The organism is Haloarcula sp. JP-Z28 (assembly GCF_011440255.1).
Lineage (GTDB): Archaea > Halobacteriota > Halobacteria > Halobacteriales > Haloarculaceae > Haloarcula > Haloarcula marismortui.
Window position 1 is genome coordinate 15,658 of sequence record NZ_JAAOHT010000049.1, and the last position, 17,520, is coordinate 33,177.

The following is a 17,520-nucleotide window of genomic DNA, read 5'->3' on the forward strand; positions in this document are numbered from 1 at the left end:
TTACTTATTGTTACAAAACCGAACAAGCGGATGTGAACCGTGTCACAGGTAGTAACTTCATCTTTCTCCATCAGCGATGAGTATCGTAAATAATCTCGAACGCCGCCTCGACAACTGGGTCGGGTTTACTGATAGCCATCTGCAAACGACTCTCGCCGTCATTCTATCGGGCCTCCTCCTCGCCGAGTGTTTCCTGTTTCTTCGAATCCAACTGGCAACGGGATACGAAACCTCGATCGTCGAGTCACTCCCGTCGACGTACTGGCTCCTCTTTTATACGATATTAGCCGGTAGCATCGTACTGCTGTTTTTCGCCGGTGCTACCGGCACCACGTTCTGGCGACACGGACTGGCCCTCTTGCTGGCGAACTATCTCATATACATGTTCCTGCCAGTTGCCCGAGGGTACAAGCTATATGGACGCGGTGAGGCTGATAAACTCCGGCATCTCGGGGACGTCCAGGCCATCGTCGAAACCGGGGGACTCCCCGGCATCTGGTATCCCGGCGAACACGTTCTGATGGCGGAACTACACATGCTCGGCCTTCCGCTGACGAGCACCCAATACGGCATCAATTTCGCGTTCACTCTACTACATATCGTGGCCATCGGTGCCGTCGTCCGTCTGTTCAGTCAGCGGCGGGAAAGCATTGCAGCCGGACTAGCGGTCGGCGCGCCGCTCCTGTACACCACGTTCCACCTTTCGGCACATCCTGCCATCTTGTCCTTTATGCTACTCCCGGTTGTTCTGCTCGTACTCGAACGGTACCGCCAGACGAACGAGAAGACGTACCTCTTACTTCTCGTTACGCTGGGTCTCGCGGTCATTTACATGCACCCGATGACGACGCTGTTCATGATCGGGATGATTACGGTGACGGCGGCGTATTCAATCCTGTACCGAGGCATCTTCGATAGCTCAATCAAGACGCTCAGTCTCCGTCTGGGTGCGCTCTTCCTGCCGCTTCAGTTTATTTGGTTACAGGGCTTCCGGCAAACGGAGGTGTCTATGTACAATATGTTCGGACCGGACAAAGGGTCGAGCCCGGCGGCCCAGGAACTGGCGAAAGCCACATCGGTTTCGTTCACTCCGGTGCAGCTAGCCTGGAAATTCGTCGACCTCTACGGTAGCGTGTTCCTTTACTTCTTGACCGCGGGCCTCTTTCTCGTAATCATTCTCGTCGCCTTCCTCCGCAGAAACAACCGCTACGACTGGGGCCTCAGCGCGACCCATTTCATGGCCGGTGTAACACTGGCAGTGCTCTTCTTGCTTCGTGACCTCGTCGTCAAGGGCCACATCCGTCTGTCACGCTACGCTATCCTCTTTGCCGCAGTGGCTATTGGGATGCTCATTCTACACATCTTCGAGCGACAGCGGTCATATCTGATAGTCTTATCCGCGCTCGTAGTGCTTCTCGCGGCTGGATTAGGTGCCCAGGCAGCATACGAACCGAACCGCCATCTCACCCACGCTGAGTACGACGGGACGCAGTATGTGTCGACGAAATATAACCTTGAAGAGCCCGTGTACTCGATGGATACGTCACACAAAATGAAGGAGTTCGTGCTGTCGAGCAACCACGACCGCCTATGGCCGAGAGGCATCACTACGGAGAACAACGTTCCGGATGGGTTGGGTTACACCGGACCAGATGTGAGGGCGGCAGATACGTACGGCAGTGCGTATCTCGTGACGAAGACGTACGACCGCAAACGACACACTGCCTCCCACTACACGCCGGAACAGCAAGAGTTCCTCTTCCGGTATGGCGAGTCCCATTTGAATCAGTTAGAACGGGATTCGACGGCGAACAAAGTCTACGTGAATGGCGGGTACACGGCCTGGAGAGTGTCCCCACAAGTGGATGAGGATATCGCGGAATAATCTGGCTCGGCACTCTGCTTTCGGAGCGGTATTACTCGACTATATATCCTAGGTCGGAAAGTTGGTCTCTGATGTCGTCGCTGAACTCGACCTCTTCCCCATCGAGTTTCTGACTGTCGATTTCGCTTAGCCGCCTCTGGAGGCCCGCCTTGAGTTCGTCCCTGCGGTCGGGGTACGACATTGAGACGTCTGACTGTTCGTCGGGGAGTTCGAACAGCACGTCACCTTCCGCACTCTGCTGATATTTGAAGTCGTGGGTCCGGAGCGAACTAAGCGCCGCATCGTCGAAGTACCCGGTATCGAACGACGGGTCATGTTCTTGTATCGCCGAGAGCGGGCCCTGGATGTCAGCGGCACGCTGGCTGAGTGCAGCTGTCCGTCGTTCGTTCCGGAGGTCTATGCCATCGAAATCGGTCGTATCGCCGCCAGCAATCTCGACGAGCGTTCGAACGATGTCGATATGCTGGACGAGTTCGTCCTGTTTATCGGCCACTGAATCGAGCCCGTGTACGACGGCCGGGACGTGAATCAAACCATCGTGAAGGACGAATTTGTGACCGAGCAGGCCACACTCTCCGAGGAGGTCACCGTGGTCGGCGGTCACAACGAAAACAGTGTTCTCGAGGTCGAGCGCCTTCAGATGGTCGAAGAGTTCTCCGATCAGTGAGTCAGAGTACGCTACGAGCGTGTCGTACATCACGTTCAAAGCGTTCCAGTCCGCTTCGCCGAACTCACTGACATTGGCGATTCCTCGGTGAAGGTCGGCGGTGTGTTTGAAGGCCCGCTCGCTCGCTGCTCTTGGCGATTCGATGAGGTCCGACGAGAACCGGTCCTGCCATGCCGGCGGCGGATAGTACGGGAGGTGTGCGCCGTGGTAGTGTGCGGACAGAAAAAACGGTTCCTCCCTTTCGGTTCGGGACGAGACCTGCTTCTTTACGACTTCGTTGACGAAGAAGTCGGGCCGGTGTTTCGTCTTCTCCGTACTGAGGCCGCCTGAATGGGACCGCAAGTTGCTGAGGAAACGGAGCAGTGTACGCGGGCTAACCTCTCTGAATAGGTCGGTCGGATTGATGTGTTTGAACGTTTCGAACCCACGGGAAAGGCCGGTAGATTCGCTGAAGTAATGGTTCGCCGAGACACCAACCGTCTGATACCCAACCTCCTGAAGTCGCTCGGCGACGGTGTTGACGCTCTGTGGCAGCTTGTTCGTACCGTAGCCTGTCCGGTGGTGTTCGGGAAAGGTTCCGGTGTGTATCGATGCTGCCGACGGCAGTGACCAGTTCGCGGCGGCAATGCAACTACTGAAACTGACTCCGCCCGCCTGATTGGCGATACGCTCCATGTTCGGCGTCGTCGCTCGCGCGTGGCCATCTAACGTGGTACGGTCGTATCGAATACTGTCTAGAGTAATCCAGATGATATTAGACGGAGCAGTTGATTCGCTCATTACTGCGTTAGATTCGGCGTTGGCAGTTTGTTAATGACTACGTACACCGGCTGTTCATCGAACGTCTGCGAAGTCCAGCGATTCTTCCGCCGGTGGCCGGCAGACTCTATCGGCCGATAAAACACTGTACGCGAAGTAGCTGAAGATTGGTCGGTTTTAACTCGTATAACTATACCCGTCGGTGAAAAATTGGGTCCCAATGTCACTGAAGCAACGGCCAAACGTGCTGTTGATAGTTCTCGACACAGCACGTGCGCGCACGGTGCTCCCGGGTCTCGAATCCGGACTGATGCCGACGCTGTCACGTATTGCGAGTGACGGAACGACATTCACCGATGCGACGGCCACTGCACCGTGGACTCTCCCTTCTCATGCCGGGATGTTCACCGGAAAGTACACGTCATCACACGGCGTCCACGCCGGAAACCACATCTTTGACCCGGACTCCGAGCCGCTCGCATCCCGAATCTCCAACGCAGGCTACCGAACGGCGGGCATCTCTGGAAACGTCTGGATAAGTCCGGAGTTCGGCTTCGATGCCGGCTTCGACGAGTTCTCGATGAAGTGGGACCTTTTCTGGGATGCCCCCGAGCTTTCGAGCGTCATCAGCAACCGGAACACGACGGCGACCGGCGACACCATTCTGGATGTGTTTCGGGGGCAGGGCCCGGTCGACCTCCTCAAAGGCACGCTTACTACCGGCTACGCGAAGTTCCTCGCGGAACGTCACGATGATGGGGCACACCACACTACCTCACGAACGGTCGAATGGTTGGAACAGAACGGCACGGAGGACGACCCGTTCTTCTATTTCCTGAACTACGTTGAACCACACCTTCCGTACGAACCGCCCGCGCCCTTTCTCGACGAGTACCTGCCTGACGGTGCCGACCCGTCACGCGTTTCGGACCTCAACCAGGACCCCTGGCAGTACGTCGCCGGCGACCAGGAGCTGACCGATGCGGACGTAGAAATATTCAAAGGCCTGTACGAGGCAGAGCTGGCGTATCTTGATACGCAACTCGAACGGCTCTACGATACACTTGCTGAACAGTGTATTCTCGACGAGACCGCCATCATTCTGGTCGGAGACCACGGGGAGAACATTGGCGAACACGGGCTGATGGACCACCAGTACTGCCTCTACGAGACACTGATTCACGTCCCTCTCGTCATACGATACCCGGAACTGTTTGACGAAGAGGAGGTTTCTGGACCCGTCGAACTCCGGGATCTGTATCCGACCGTTACAGACCTCGCGGGCGCTGAGCAGCCGGCCGATACGGACGTTTCGACACACAGTTTGGTTCCCCGGGACGGCACCGTTCCCGTACGGGACAGAGCAATCGCCGAGTATCTCGTCCCGCAGCCGTCGATGGATTCGCTCCGAGAGGCAGTGGAGTCGTTTGATGAGGCTGCGACGCGGTTCGATCGCCCGCTTCGAGCGATTAAAACAACCGACTGGAAATTCATCGAAGCACCGGACGACACTGAACTGTACGACCGCGATGACGACCCTACCGAACGGATTGACGTCGCATCGATACATCCGGACATCTGTGAGCTCCTCGGGACAGACCTCCGAGACGAACTCGGTCGCCTCGCTCGCGGAACGTCGGACAGCAATACCATCAGCGCGAATAAAAAAGAGCGCCTCGAAGACTTGGGGTACCTACAGTGACACTCGCCCGATTTATCATCCGCATAATAGAAGACTCACAATTACGCCGGACCACGACCTGGCAGCGGACGACACACTCGACCGAGTCTCCTGACACATCAGAAAACATACAACAGATATGAACGAGCCACCCGTCAGCGTTGTCCTCCCGACGTACGACCGCCCAGAAATCCTCCGAAACGCCGTCAAGAGCGTTCAGGAGCAGACGTACCGTCACATCGAACTTGTCGTCGTTGACGACCACTCACCGACCCCGGCGGCGGACACGCTCAGTCCGCTCTCGTTCGACGAACTGACCGTCGAGATAATCAGACACGAGGAAAACAGGGGCGCAAACGAGGCCCGAAACACGGGAATACGTGAATCGACGGGCGAGTACATCGCTTTCCTCGACGATGATGACGACTGGGCCCCGTCAAAAATTGAAAAGCAAGTGGCGGTGTTCCGCGAGGCCAGCCCGGAGGTCGGTGTCGTCTACACGGGTTCCGAGTACGTGTACGACGATTACGTTCGAACGGTCGTCTTCTCGCTGGAAGGTGACGTCACCGAAGAGATGCTCCGCGGTCGCTCCCTCGGCGAATTCACCACCCTAATGGTACGCCGGGATGTCGCTATGGCCGCTGGGCTCCCCGATACAGACTTTCCGAGTTGGCAGGACCGCGACTGGCTCCTGCGACTGTCCTGTCACTGCAAGTTCAAAACCGTCCCCGAGGCTCTCACCACTCGGCGTCGCAAGACCGGAGAAGACAGCATCAGCGATAACTTCGAGGAGAAGCGCGACATCTCGTACCCACTGTTTATCGAGAAACACAGGGACCTCGCCGCGGAGTACGGGTGGCGATGTGAGCGGGCGTTCATGGCCGCGACGACCGAATCACTTGGACAGGAGGCACTGAAAAACGGATACTACGCCGATGCGAAAAAATACTTCCTCAAAGCGCTCCGATACCATCCCCTCGATAGATCACGGCTCGTGTACGCTCTGGTCGCATATGGCGGGAAGTACACCTACGGGGCGGCACACACGCTAGCCAGTCTGCTCCACCGGGTCAGGACGGATACCATCCACAAGTAGGAACTGACTAGTAATACCGCCGGTCGGCTCGCTACAGTTGCAATCGTGGCTTGAACTCACCCCCTCGCGCGCACCGTCTGTACAATTGTTTAATAACTCTCTTACTTTGATTCCGATAGTCTTGGGGACAGATAGTATGAAATTGGATGTCGAAAACGTCCTCATTTACGTCGACGACGCTGTTAGATACGATGCGATTGCGGACACGCTGTCTGATTTCGGGCCGACGCACAAGACCATCGCAGCGTCGACTCATACCCCGACGTCGTTTGGGAGTCTGCTGACTGGACTATTACCGCCGCGGAGCGGAATCCACAGTTTCAAACACACAGTCCCCCCTGACGTGCGGTCTGTCTTCGATATCGAGACATACGAGACGTCGATGGGGTCTGAGGGAGGGATGAACGACGGCATCGCAGACATCTTCGGCTCTCCGGCACGGACGACTATCGAGGAAGCGAGGCCGCCATTCGTCCACGTTGTCCGCCGTCCCGGTGGACATGCGCCGTACAATGGGTTCGAGTGGGAGCAGTACGAGTACGCGGACGAGACTGCCGCCGAATATTTCGACAGGATTTCGAATCAACCAGAACAAGCACGAATCGATTACGAGCGGGGCGTGGAGCGCTCGTTCGAGGAATTCCAGCGCGTCCTCGGTGTCCTGAAAGAGCGCGGGCTCGCCGACGACACGTTAGTGGTCTACACGAGCGACCACGGTGAACTCCTCGGCGAGTACGGGTTTTTCGGACACACACACGCTGCCACGCCCGAAGTCGTCTACGTGCCGACGACGTTCATCCATCCCGAGCTCGAACCTAGACAGGTCGACGGTCTCTTCCACCACGTCGACTTGGTGCCGACCGTCGCCGACGCGATGGCACAAGACGTCGACATCGGAGAAACAGACGGGGTTATTGAGGGCGCCGACCGCAAAACCGGATACAATCACCTCCGGCACATCCGGTACGGGACCCTTGCCGACCCGCTCGAACGTCTGCTCCAGATGACCGGCGGATTCGAGCGGACCATCCAGAGTCTCTGGGATGCGAACGGTGGTCACGTTTTCGTCGACGGGTCACACGTCACTGCCTCGCTCATTTACCTCGTCCTGTTGCTACAGAAGCCGTTCGGGAAGCAAGTCCGATACGGGAACCGCGTCCTCGAATCGTACAAGATGTTCACGCCCGGACACGCGTCGTACGGGCTCCCCGGGTTCGACAAGTCCGAGGCCCAGTCGAAAATCGACTTGATTCTCGAAGGCGAGACCGCCGGCAACGAACACGACATAGATGCAGCCACTGCGGAGCATCTCGAAGAGATGGGATATCTATAACGGGGACAGCGTTTCGGTAGCCATATTATAATTTTCACAGGGGGAGTCTTGCACACAGATATTGTGGCCGATAACACAGCGAACCACGCGTACAACCGACCGCCTCGGGGTGCACAAGATTGGGACGTACTGCTCAACGAGAACTTTTCGCGTATAGACGGCGACGTCGAGATTCGGGATACGGAGGAGAACCGCAGTCAGTACACACCGAAGACCGGTGCGAAGTACCTCGCGACGGATACCGGACAGGTCTATCTCGGCGACGGGAACGAGTGGCAGCGACGAGCCTCCGTCAACGTCGTCCGGAACGGTTTCACTCGGACGGCCGACGGAACAGTGATTGCTCCACCGGGCGAACTCCAAGCGGCAATCGATGCGACCGCGACGAACTCCAACTTCGGTCAGCAACCCACACAGACTATCAGTCTCGTTTCCGGACGAACGTATGAAATATCCGATACAATTACGCTCAAATCCGGTGTCCGGCTGGAGTGCAACGGCGCTAGAATCGTCCCCTCCGGCGATTTCAATGTTTTTGAGCTTCACCGTGAGACACAGCTAGTCCGCCCCCACATCGACACGCGAAACATGGACTGGCAGTCGATTCAAGTCCTCATCGGTACCAAGGAGTCCGACAAGCTAGAACCGTCAAACCGAGCCTGGGTACAGGACGCCTATTTGCTCGGTGAGCCGGGACGGGGCACTGGCTTGCAGTTTCGCGGACAGGACGGACCGTGTTCAATGCAAGCAGCCAGCGGTATACTCAATGGATTCGACACCGCACTGGAGTTCTACGCGGCGGGCGGCGACACCAGCGGCCAGGGCGACTGGTCGAACGGCAACCACTTCGAGGGCACTATTCGGAACTACCGTGTCGCGATTAGCATGCGATCGGAAGGTGCAGCGGTCAGCGGGAACACGGTCAGGGCGCAAGTACAGGCAAACAGCAAGCGGAGCGAATGGCTCCTGTGGATGGCGGATGACCCCCGAAGCGAACGGGACAGCGAGAACTACCTGATGAAGGGCAACACCCTCTTCGTGTATCCGTGGGACGTCAACAACTACAGCGCGAACAACCCCTACAGCTCTGATGCGGACCGACGGGCTCCGATATGGTATCTCGGGCGAGGGACCCGCTACGGGAACTCCATATACGATTTCAGTGGCCTGCTGGGAAACGAGTTCATCGTGAACAACTCCGACAACCCCGACCGAAACGGGATCTTCACCGCACACGGCGGAGAGGTCACTGGAACGGCACAGCTCCGGTTCAACCCCGCATACGACCGAAACGATAGTCGAAGATGGCACCCGGAGTCCGAGAACAGCTGAAACCAGGGCCTTCTGGACAGCAGTCGCTACGAGTTACGTGATTCGTGGTGCCAGTTACGGCTGTCATTGCGCTGGTAGTTCGGCGGCTGGCTCCACTCCGTAGTCCCCGTCACATGCCCACCGTGGCCGGTGAGAATACCGTTCCTGTCAGGGGTGTCAGCGTTGTTGACGATGTACTGGTTGCCCATCAGGCCACCGAAATCGTACAGCGAATTCGCGTACTGCTTGCCCTTTCCGATGTACCACACCGGAGGCTTGCGGTCACTGCTATCGTAGTACGGGTTCTTTTCGTAATTGATGTTGTCCCAGGATTTCACCAGCATGGCGTTCCCCTTCTTGACGTAGGAGGAGTCTCCGCGCTGAGAGCTGGAGCGGGGGTCGTCTTCCATGTACCAGAGCCACTTACTGACTCGCGGGTTCGGCTGCGCCTGCAGACGGAAGGAGTTGCCAGTGACGGCCGCGCCTTCCGACCGCATCGAGACCCCGATTTCGTAGTTTCGGATGAGCCCCTCGAAGTGGTTGCCGTTCGACCAGTCGCCCTGGCCGCTGGTGTCGCCGCCCGCCGCGTACAGGTCTATCGCACGCTTGAACCCGTTGATAGTTCCGGTCGCCCACTGCATCGAGCAGGGGCCACCGCTTCCGCCGCGGAACTGGAGGCCCGTTCCGGCGCCCTTGTCGCCCATGAGGTAGGCGTCTCGGACCCAGGCCCGGTTCGCGGCCTCGAGTTTTGCAGCGTCGTCGGCACCGACGACGATTTGGGTTGAACTCCAGCCTTGGTTCCGGGAGTCGATATGTGGCTCTATGAGCTGGCTCTCCCGGTACATCTCAATGACGTCGAAGTCGCCGGAGGGAACGATTCTGGCGCCGTTGCACTCCAGTCGGACGCCGCGCCGTATTTTAATTGTGTCCGAAACGGTGTAGTTCTCACCCGAAACCAACCGGACGGTCTGGGTCGGCCGCTTGCCCCATTCGGCTCCGTTCGAAGCGTCGTCGATCGCGGACTGGAGGTCGCCGGGCGACGCGATTATCGTCCCGTCGTCGGCGGTCTTCGACCCCGTAGACGAGGGTGTAATGTCCCCAATTGGGTTCCACATGTCACCGTCTCCGAGATACACTGTCCCCGTATCCGTCGCGAGGAACTTCGCACCGGCGTTGGGCGCATACTGGTCCATGTTGGATTCGGCGTCCCGGTGTTCGACGTGGTTGTCGAGCTTCTTGAAGTTCTCGTTGAGCGGTACGTGCCAATCTAGCGTGCCCTCCGCGGGTGTGTTGTATCGTTCTGACATTGTTTTACTGGGTACCCCCGTACCCACCCATCCCATAGCCTTCGCTGCCGAAGTCGTCGGTCGCGGTCTCGGTCTCCGTCGGTGTCGGCGTCGCCGTTTCAGTCGGTGTGGCCGTCTCGGTCTCCGTCGGCGTCGCGGTTTCGCTCTCCGTTTTGGCCGCGTCCCGGAACTCGAACCAGTTGAAGTCGATACCGGAACCGACCGCCTTGACCTGGATGACGTGTTCGCCACCGGAATCGACCGTCACATCCGGAAGCGTCGCCGTCTCCCAGGTAGTCCAGTCGCCCGTGTTCGGGACAGCCACCGTGCCGACCCGGTCGCCGTCGATCGACACCCGCAGTTGCCTGTCGTCACGGGTCGTCGCCACGCGGACGTCGATGATGTAGGTTCCGGTCGGCACCTCCACGGTGTATTCGAGCCACTCACCGTCCTCGAAGTAGCCGACGTTGTACTCCCCGGAGACGTCCTGCGTCTGCCGGGTGTCAACGTCGGAGTCGCGGTAGTCGAGGTCGTACTCGCTCCCGGCGGTGGTGTCGTGGTACGCCACGCCCTCGCCCCCGAGGTCGTAGTTCTGGGCCTGCACCCGACCCGGCAGAACCGGGACGCCATCGAACGGCTGGTTGCCGGCGACGACGAACTCGGCCCAGTTGAAGTCGATGCCGGAGCCGACGGCCTCGACCCGGAGAACCTGCTGCCCGTCGGCGTCGATGTTTACGTCCTCCAGGGTCGCGGTTGTCCACGCCGTCCAGTCGCCCGTGTTCGGGACGTCGAGTGTTCCGAGCGTCTGCTCGCCGAGCGTGAACCGGAGCTTTCTGTCGTCCCGGGTCGTCGCCACGCGGACCTTGATGTCGTACTGGCCCGGCGAGACGTCGGCGGAGTATTCAAGCCACTCGCCGTCCTCGAAGTAGCCGACGTTGTACTCCCCGGTGCTGTCTTTGGTTTCCCGGATGTCGACGTCGGTGTCGCGGTACCCGGTGTCGTACTCGTTGCCGGCCGTCGTGTCGGAGTACGCGATGCCCTCCCCACCCGTGTCGTAGTTCTGGGCCTGGATACGGCCGGGAATCGTGGCGGGCGTCCCGTTGTAGGGGTCTTGCCCATCGACTCTCTCAAACTCGACCCAGTTGAACTCCACGCCGGAATCCAGCGCCTCGACCCGCAGCGTCGATTGCTGTTCGGTCGTTATTTCGATGTCCTCTACTGTGACGGTCTCCCACGAGGTCCAGTCGCCCGTCTTGGGAATGGTGATGGTCGCGAGGGCCCGGTCGCCAAGGAACAGTTCGAGTTGGCCGTCCGAGAGCGCCGACGCGACTCGCAGGCTGATATCGTACGTCCCCGGCGAGACAGTGGTCGTGTATTCGAGCCACTCTCCGGCCTGGAAGTAGCCGACGTTGTACTTCCCGGACTCGTCTCCCGTCGGTCGGATGTCCACGTCGGTGTCCCGGTTGGCGGACCCGTAGATGTTCCCGTCGGACGTGTCGTGATACGCCTCGCCTTCGCCGCCGATGTCGAAGTTCTGGGCCTGGATACGGCCCGGAATCGACCGGACTGTTCCCTCGTACGGAGACTGGGACTGCGTCGTGTTGCCGGTCGAGAGGGTCAGCGAGTAATCGCCACCGCTCCGACCGATGTCCATGACTTGCAGGTAATATGTCGCACTGGTAGAGAGCGATTCCGGGAGATACACGGGGGCCGCCGAACTCGCGTACGCCTGCGACACCAGTTCGCCGTCGGGGTTGAACACCCCAAGGGCAGCGGGCCCCGTGCCGGGGCCGGGTGTAAACTTGACCGTCACGTCCTCGGTGTCGGGCCGAAACGTGAAGAGGTCGGACGAGCTCGGAGACAGCGTCGTCGAGAGCGGAGACCCGACGTTGAGGCTGCTGACCGACTTCGCCACGCTGGCGTCTCCGGCCACATCCGAAACATCGACCGCGGCGAGCTGGGACGTCACTGCTGGCTCGCCGCCGTAGCCGAACTGTGCCGTCGAACTGACTGTGGTAGGACCACCTTTACCGGTACATCCCGCCAGGGACGCGGTGGCAATTCCTGCTAATTTCAGGCATGTGCGTCGGTCTACGACGGTCGTGTCCGTCGGCCTCCTGTCCTCCCGCGACACCTCTTCACTGTCGTGCGAGCGATTCTGTTCTTCGTTGGTCACACTCCGGTAATCTCTATTTACTATTTTATTCGTTGTTGCGGGTTGGGTGGCTTTTGAACTACTTGCTATCCCATTCAATATATCTTGCCATCCCATTCAATGTATCTTGCGTACCAGTACTGGAAGGAAATTACAAACGAAAATGACAGCCAAACTATCGAACGTCTGCCGATATTGCCGAATAGGTGCAGAAGTAGGAAGGAATTAACAGTAAGATATGGCAGAGTGCCCCGCTGGCAAATCCAGTTCCTGACTTGCTTACCGGGCCTCAGCCGCGTGGTTCCGGTCCGGCGACGACGCGACCTGTATTCCGAGTCAGTTCACGTAGCCGAGATGCTCGAGTCGCTTGCGGGCAGTCGCTCTATCCTGGTCGGTCGTGTCGGAACCAGCGGGATTCTCAGCGGTGATTTCCGGACGCTCGCCGCGCTCGTATGTCAACCACGGAACCGTGACCAGTCCGTCGGCGTACACCCCGCCCGGGTGTCCGTACTCCCGTATCGGCACGGGGAAACTCCGCTCACCGATGACCTGCCCGTGGTCCGCGGTGACGACTGTCTTTCCCGAGAACTCATCGAAGAGCCGTTCGACCTCGGGCAACACCACGTCGAGATTCTCCTTGAACGCACGCTCGACGATCTCGTCGGAGACGTCCAGTTCCCCGCTGAGGAGCTTGTACCACTCGAAATTGAGCCTGTCCAATTCGAAGTGCTCCTGTCCGGTCGGCCCGAGGAACGGGTAGTGCGGTTGGAGGTAGTGGACCAGCAGTCGCTTGTTGGGGTACCGCTCTTTCGCCTGTATCGCGGCTTCGGTCATCGTTTCTGGGAGGACCGTCCGGTACTCCTTGTCCCATCCGTCCTCCCTCCACACGTCGACGACGTCGTGAAACCGCGTCTCTACCTTGTCTCGATGCCTGTGCAACATCGGGCTTCCCGTTACGTACACCGTATCGAGGAACTCGCGCCCGTGAAAGTTCGCTCTGAGGAACTCCTTCGTGTCCGACGCCCTCGATTCCACCGACTCGAGTTTCCCGGGAAGCGAACTCTGCTCCTCGAACATGTCGTAGCGACACGCATCCAAAATGAGGAGGTGGTCCCAGTCCTTGGCAAAGACGTCGATGCCGTCACGGTTGTACGGCCACGTCCGTAGTCGGCGATAGTAAAGGCGGTTGACCTCTTGGAAAATCTTGTGTGGTTCATCGAGGCCGTGTTTCAACGACTCCAGCGTGTACATCTCTACTGGTGGGACCGCTGTCGGACGTATTGTTATACCGTCTAAAACCGGCTCACTTTGCTACCGTAATTCCGGTCCCACTACCAATCCGAATGCGATAGGCCGCCCCCAACCCGCCCTCGCCGTGCAGTGTCCGCGACCCGGAGGCGACGCCGCACGCTCCTGTCATTCCCCGGTCGGGTCGTCGATGCCGACCCGACACCGACGCTGCAGGGACTCCCTATCGCTTGCGAGACAGGACAGCGAGATGATGGTGTCACCGTTGAGGAGAGATGTCTGAAACGAAATGTGGTCACCCACCGCGGTCCCGCTGTAGAGCGCCCTCGATGTCCGGTAATCCACCGTTCCGGTCCGACTGAACAGATCGAGACTGCTGCTGTGGTGGTTGACTGTGACGTGGAATTGTATAGCATCGTACGTTTCTCGAAGCGAAGTTGCATCCGCTGGCGATATCTCCTCCGGTGACTGTCCAAGCAGCCCCTTGTGCTCGGACGAAACAGTTGTCCCGTCATCGTCAACGACGACAATCTCAGTCGTCTCCCCTCCGGCGATGCCGACGAACCGCTTTTGAACTATCTCACCTTGATTGACGAGCAGCAACCGATCTAACCAACGCGTACCCTGTAAAAACGGGAGGACGCCAGCAAGCACTGTTCGTCGCTTCATCGCCCTTTCCTCTTCTGTTCGCCGGGTCGACTGATCTGGATTGTCTGTCTCATTTTGATCACGCTAACGCATCGAATATTGATTCGAGGTTCTGCTTGACTTCCCAATTGAAACTAAACATGAGAGCCAGAGCCAGAGCCACATAGACTCCGATACCTACGAGAATTAACAGAATAAACTCCAATACTGGCGCATTAAGAGTCACCGTCTGATAGACGTAGGTCACTGCGGCTGCCATCCCAAGACTTGCCACCAGTGGATACGAAACCTCTCTGAGGACCCGAACCGGAGACGTTCCGACAGTCCGGGCAATAAGGTAGGTGTCTATCGGCATCATCGGGAAGATATAGATGCCCGTAATGACGGCTGCGGTACCCTCAATACCATACATCATCGTGGTCGGGTAGATGAATATCGCAATAAGGGTCACGCGTACAGCGGAGAGCTTGGCGATATAGTCAGGTCGCCCGACCGCCTTCCAGACCGGTCCCATCGTTGCACCCATTGAACGCAATAGCCCATAGATAGCCAGCAACTGCATTACTGGTATCATCGGCTGCCATTCAGGGGTAAAAAACGCCTCGACGAACGCGGGTGCGACTGCTGCGATACCCATCGCTGCTGGGAATGAAGCCAATGTGGTCATTCTAAGCGTCTGGAAGTATCCGGACCGCAGCTTCTCGATATCATTCTGTACTTTCGAATACGCCGAAAACGTCACACTTGAGATTGTCTGTGTGATTTCGGTCGCTGGCGCGTTTGAAAGCCGGTAGGCGAGTTGGTAAAACCCCAGTGCACTTGCCATGAGCGCCCAGCCGACAAACGCATCATCCCCTCTACTGTACAGGAAATATAGGATCGAGTTGGCCGTAACCCATTTGCCGAAACTGTAACGTTTCTTTGCAACATCAAGGTCAAACGAAGGCCATGGCCGGTACCCGTCTGCGATATATGAGACGAGAAACCGGGCGGCGTCGCCGGCGATGAATCCGATTGCCAGTGCATAGACGGTTGGCTCATACAGAGCTATGCCGACGGTGACGACGAAGTATGCCACCGCGCCGCTAACTCTGTAGACGAACTCTTTGTGGAAATCTAGACTCTTCTGGAAATAGACGACAGCAGGGTTTCGTAACCCGACAATAAACGGCGAAAGGGCGATGACTCGAAACAGATCGGTCGCCGCAGGTTCGTTGAACAACGATGCAATAAATGGGGCCCCAAGGAACAGGATCACGGCGATTACGGTCCCCCTGGCTGTCTCGATTGTCCAGGCCGTGTTGAGTTCGTCGTCGACGTTGTCCTCCTCGGCCTGTATCAGAGCGGACTTGATGCCCAACTCGGAGAACTTTTTGAGTGAGGAGAGTGTTAACAGCGCTATCCCCATCAACCCGAATGCACGCGGGGACAACAGTGAAGCAACGATGACTAGCAATAGCAACTCTAGCCCCCGTTCAGTGACGTTCATTATGCCAACCCAAACGCCACTCTTCACAGCCTGCTCCATAACATCATCACTGGCCGGGAGCAGCCGCTTTATCAGTCGTTTCAGTTTATCTAGCATTGTCGCTTAAACTCTCTGCCACGTATGTGATGAGCCAGATCATCAGGCCGATTGACCGACACCAGTTCGTTCTTCCGACTCAATACTCTGTATTGCTGTGCCTGCATAGGCTCTCCGTTGCTACATACTTTGGATACCATCTGTTTGTTATGGGCGGGGTAACCGTGACGCAGCCGAACTATCAGGGTGTATCCCGACACCTCTTCTCAGTGTCCGACTGTTTGAGTGGACTGGGATTTACTGTTTGTCAGCAGTGAGTACCTGTCCGCTTTCGACCATCGATTCCAGCGGGTTGTCATCAATTTCCAGCGGGAAATCGACCCGTCCGCACCGCCGGGCGGACTCCCAGCACCCGAATATAAGCTCCGTTGCCTGCAGTGCGTTGTCAGCTGAGAGTTCAGGTTCACGGCCTGTGGCAAGTGCGTCGACGGTGTCCGCTATGGCACGGTCAATATAGGTTTCAGGCCTCGCGTTTTCTACAGTGGCTCCCGGTATGTGAGCGCTGATCTTCTGCTTTGCAGCGTCGAATATTGTCTCGTTGGGACCATGCACGTCCTCTCCATCAGTGTCGAGTGTTGTCCAGCTGTTGCCAGTCCGGACCCGTAGCGGAACCTCGCCACCGATTTCTATCATTCCGTCTGAGCCCAGCAGCCGCATATGACAGTCGACAATACCACCGTCCCCTGTCGATGCAAGCCCATTGACACCGTTCGTATACCGCCATTGTGCGATGGCCTGATTCTCGTTGTGGGCCCCAAACTGCACGTTTTCCTCGCTGTATTCGATCCCAGCCATCACCCATTTCGACATCGTCTGGTCAGTGAAGTACCCACAGAGGTCAAACAGGTGTGACCCATAGTCGAATAGATTTTTTCCACCGAGTTCAATTCGCTCCAACGAGCCTATTTTCCCGTCTTCAAGCAGCGACTTGGCCTTCCGGAACGGCTTTCCGAACCGCCGTTGATGATTAAACGTAAGCTGGATACCAGCCCGCTTACAGGCCGATGCCATTTTTTTACAGTCCTCCCATCTCGTTGCCATCGGCTTTTCGCAATGGATGGCGTCCATTACCCCACTCTCAGCACACGTCATCACGACAGGTGCGTGGATGTGGGGCGGCACGCAGACGCTGACAATGTCGGGCTTGACAGCATCGAGCATTTTCTCAGTGTCCGTGTAGACGTTCCCATCCGGGAGATTCCATCGTTCGCCGAAGTTCTCTGCATTCTCCGGGACGACGTCAGCACAGGCGGTGAGTTTACACGAATCTAGCCGTTTGTACGCGCCTGCGTGTCTGTATGCCATTGCGAACCCGTCGGTATCCGGGTCGTCCGGATCTGCACCGGTCCCAATGACTGCGACAGTGTAAGTCATCGATGGAAGGTGGGATAGTAGCCTCAATAGTAGTAACCTCGTACTGATTTACTCAGGCAGTCCCCACCGACTGCCTGCTCTCTCAATCCTACCGTGACAATCTATCCGAAACTTCGGTATCATTCTACCAGAGAAAGGTATAAGCGCCATCTCGTCTGGTTTTAGCACACGAACGGTGTATTATATGACTCTTAACCACTCCGATTCTGGTGAATTCCAAGCAGGACAACCGGATGTCCAACTAACTACCCATTCACCCGTGGACTGACCACAGTCGATACTTGGCTGAATATACGAAGCCCGGCAAAACCAATTGAGATTTAATTTCGGGATGTCTTCATATCTACCGTCGGTGAGTTCGTACCCAAAGGCCGTGGTGAATCGCCAGACGGAGCTTGATTTCACTGTTTCAGAGACTGCTTGATATTGTGAACGACACACATCAAAACGAGTTCACGAAATTCACCGTACCAAGTTCGCGCACGCACGGCG

General features: G+C 57.5%; 12 protein-coding genes and 1 pseudogene. 5 read left to right on the plus strand and 8 right to left on the minus strand.

What is annotated here, in order from left to right; genetic code table 11:
* The first annotated feature begins 76 nt into the window (after window positions 1-76).
* The gene (locus G9463_RS16105) at window positions 77-1,885 is read left to right on the plus strand and encodes a hypothetical protein (RefSeq protein WP_011222635.1); all 1,809 of its coding nucleotides are present in this window, start codon (window positions 77-79) and stop codon (window positions 1,883-1,885) included.
* Between the two features lie 31 nt (window positions 1,886-1,916).
* Here the strand turns inward: G9463_RS16105 and G9463_RS16110 are convergent, their stop codons facing one another.
* Complete coding sequence (locus tag G9463_RS16110; RefSeq protein ID WP_165897261.1) at window positions 1,917-3,332, minus strand: sulfatase; 1,416 nt, start codon at window positions 3,330-3,332, stop codon at window positions 1,917-1,919.
* A 199-nt stretch (window positions 3,333-3,531) separates the two neighbouring features.
* On the opposite strand from G9463_RS16110, the gene G9463_RS16115 reads away from it, so the two are divergent.
* The 4 genes from G9463_RS16115 to G9463_RS16130 all read left to right on the plus strand — a co-directional run bounded on the left by G9463_RS16115 (window position 3,532) and on the right by G9463_RS16130 (window position 8,753).
* Window positions 3,532-5,013 carry a sulfatase-like hydrolase/transferase gene (locus G9463_RS16115; protein ID WP_127014489.1) on the plus strand — a complete coding sequence of 494 codons (1,482 nt, stop codon included), beginning with the start codon at window positions 3,532-3,534 and terminating at the stop codon, window positions 5,011-5,013.
* A gap of 118 nt (window positions 5,014-5,131) precedes the next feature.
* A complete protein-coding gene (locus G9463_RS16120; protein ID WP_004965554.1) occupies window positions 5,132-6,088 on the plus strand; it encodes a glycosyltransferase family 2 protein in 957 nt (318 codons plus the stop codon).
* 136 nt (window positions 6,089-6,224) lie between these two features.
* Window positions 6,225-7,421: a sulfatase-like hydrolase/transferase gene (locus G9463_RS16125; RefSeq protein ID WP_165897262.1), complete on the plus strand. Its 1,197-nt coding sequence runs from the start codon at window positions 6,225-6,227 to the stop codon at window positions 7,419-7,421.
* 63 nt (window positions 7,422-7,484) lie between these two features.
* A complete protein-coding gene (locus tag G9463_RS16130; RefSeq protein WP_007190653.1) occupies window positions 7,485-8,753 on the plus strand; it encodes a hypothetical protein in 1,269 nt (422 codons plus the stop codon).
* Window positions 8,754-8,779: 26 nt separating this feature from the next.
* On the opposite strand, the gene G9463_RS16135 is transcribed toward G9463_RS16130, so the two are convergent.
* The 7 genes and pseudogenes from G9463_RS16135 to G9463_RS16165 all read right to left on the minus strand — a co-directional run.
* On the minus strand, window positions 8,780-10,039 hold the full coding sequence (locus G9463_RS16135; protein ID WP_004965548.1) for a hypothetical protein: 1,260 nt from the start codon (window positions 10,037-10,039) through the stop codon (window positions 8,780-8,782).
* Window positions 10,040-10,043: 4 nt separating this feature from the next.
* Entirely contained in the window at window positions 10,044-12,194 is a 2,151-nt protein-coding gene (locus G9463_RS16140) for a carbohydrate-binding domain-containing protein (protein ID WP_165897263.1), read from the minus strand.
* Between the two features lie 315 nt (window positions 12,195-12,509).
* On the minus strand, window positions 12,510-13,424 hold the full coding sequence (locus G9463_RS16145; RefSeq protein WP_004965544.1) for a hypothetical protein: 915 nt from the start codon (window positions 13,422-13,424) through the stop codon (window positions 12,510-12,512).
* 165 nt (window positions 13,425-13,589) lie between these two features.
* A complete protein-coding gene (locus tag G9463_RS16150) occupies window positions 13,590-14,090 on the minus strand; it encodes a hypothetical protein (RefSeq protein WP_004965543.1) in 501 nt (166 codons plus the stop codon).
* 58 nt (window positions 14,091-14,148) lie between these two features.
* The gene (locus tag G9463_RS16155; protein ID WP_004965541.1) at window positions 14,149-15,654 is read right to left on the minus strand and encodes a lipopolysaccharide biosynthesis protein; all 1,506 of its coding nucleotides are present in this window, start codon (window positions 15,652-15,654) and stop codon (window positions 14,149-14,151) included.
* Between the two features lie 237 nt (window positions 15,655-15,891).
* Window positions 15,892-17,028 carry a Gfo/Idh/MocA family protein gene (locus G9463_RS16160; RefSeq protein ID WP_165897264.1) on the minus strand — a complete coding sequence of 379 codons (1,137 nt, stop codon included), beginning with the start codon at window positions 17,026-17,028 and terminating at the stop codon, window positions 15,892-15,894.
* A gap of 401 nt (window positions 17,029-17,429) precedes the next feature.
* A pseudogene (locus tag G9463_RS16165) lies at window positions 17,430-17,520 on the minus strand (IS5/IS1182 family transposase); the annotation flags it as partial.

Excerpts from the sequence above, each read along its gene's own strand:
- G9463_RS16105 (WP_011222635.1), top strand. The coding sequence starts at position 77 with ATGAGTATCGTAAATAATCTCGAACGCCGCCTCGACAACTGGGTCGGG.
- G9463_RS16110 (WP_165897261.1), bottom strand. The coding sequence starts at position 3,332 with ATGAGCGAATCAACTGCTCCGTCTAATATCATCTGGATTACTCTAGAC.
- G9463_RS16115 (WP_127014489.1), top strand. The coding sequence starts at position 3,532 with ATGTCACTGAAGCAACGGCCAAACGTGCTGTTGATAGTTCTCGACACA.
- G9463_RS16120 (WP_004965554.1), top strand. The coding sequence starts at position 5,132 with ATGAACGAGCCACCCGTCAGCGTTGTCCTCCCGACGTACGACCGCCCA.
- G9463_RS16125 (WP_165897262.1), top strand. The coding sequence starts at position 6,225 with ATGAAATTGGATGTCGAAAACGTCCTCATTTACGTCGACGACGCTGTT.
- G9463_RS16135 (WP_004965548.1), bottom strand. The coding sequence starts at position 10,039 with ATGTCAGAACGATACAACACACCCGCGGAGGGCACGCTAGATTGGCAC.
- G9463_RS16145 (WP_004965544.1), bottom strand. The coding sequence starts at position 13,424 with ATGTACACGCTGGAGTCGTTGAAACACGGCCTCGATGAACCACACAAG.
- G9463_RS16150 (WP_004965543.1), bottom strand. The coding sequence starts at position 14,090 with ATGAAGCGACGAACAGTGCTTGCTGGCGTCCTCCCGTTTTTACAGGGT.
- G9463_RS16155 (WP_004965541.1), bottom strand. The coding sequence starts at position 15,654 with ATGCTAGATAAACTGAAACGACTGATAAAGCGGCTGCTCCCGGCCAGT.
- G9463_RS16160 (WP_165897264.1), bottom strand. The coding sequence starts at position 17,028 with ATGACTTACACTGTCGCAGTCATTGGGACCGGTGCAGATCCGGACGAC.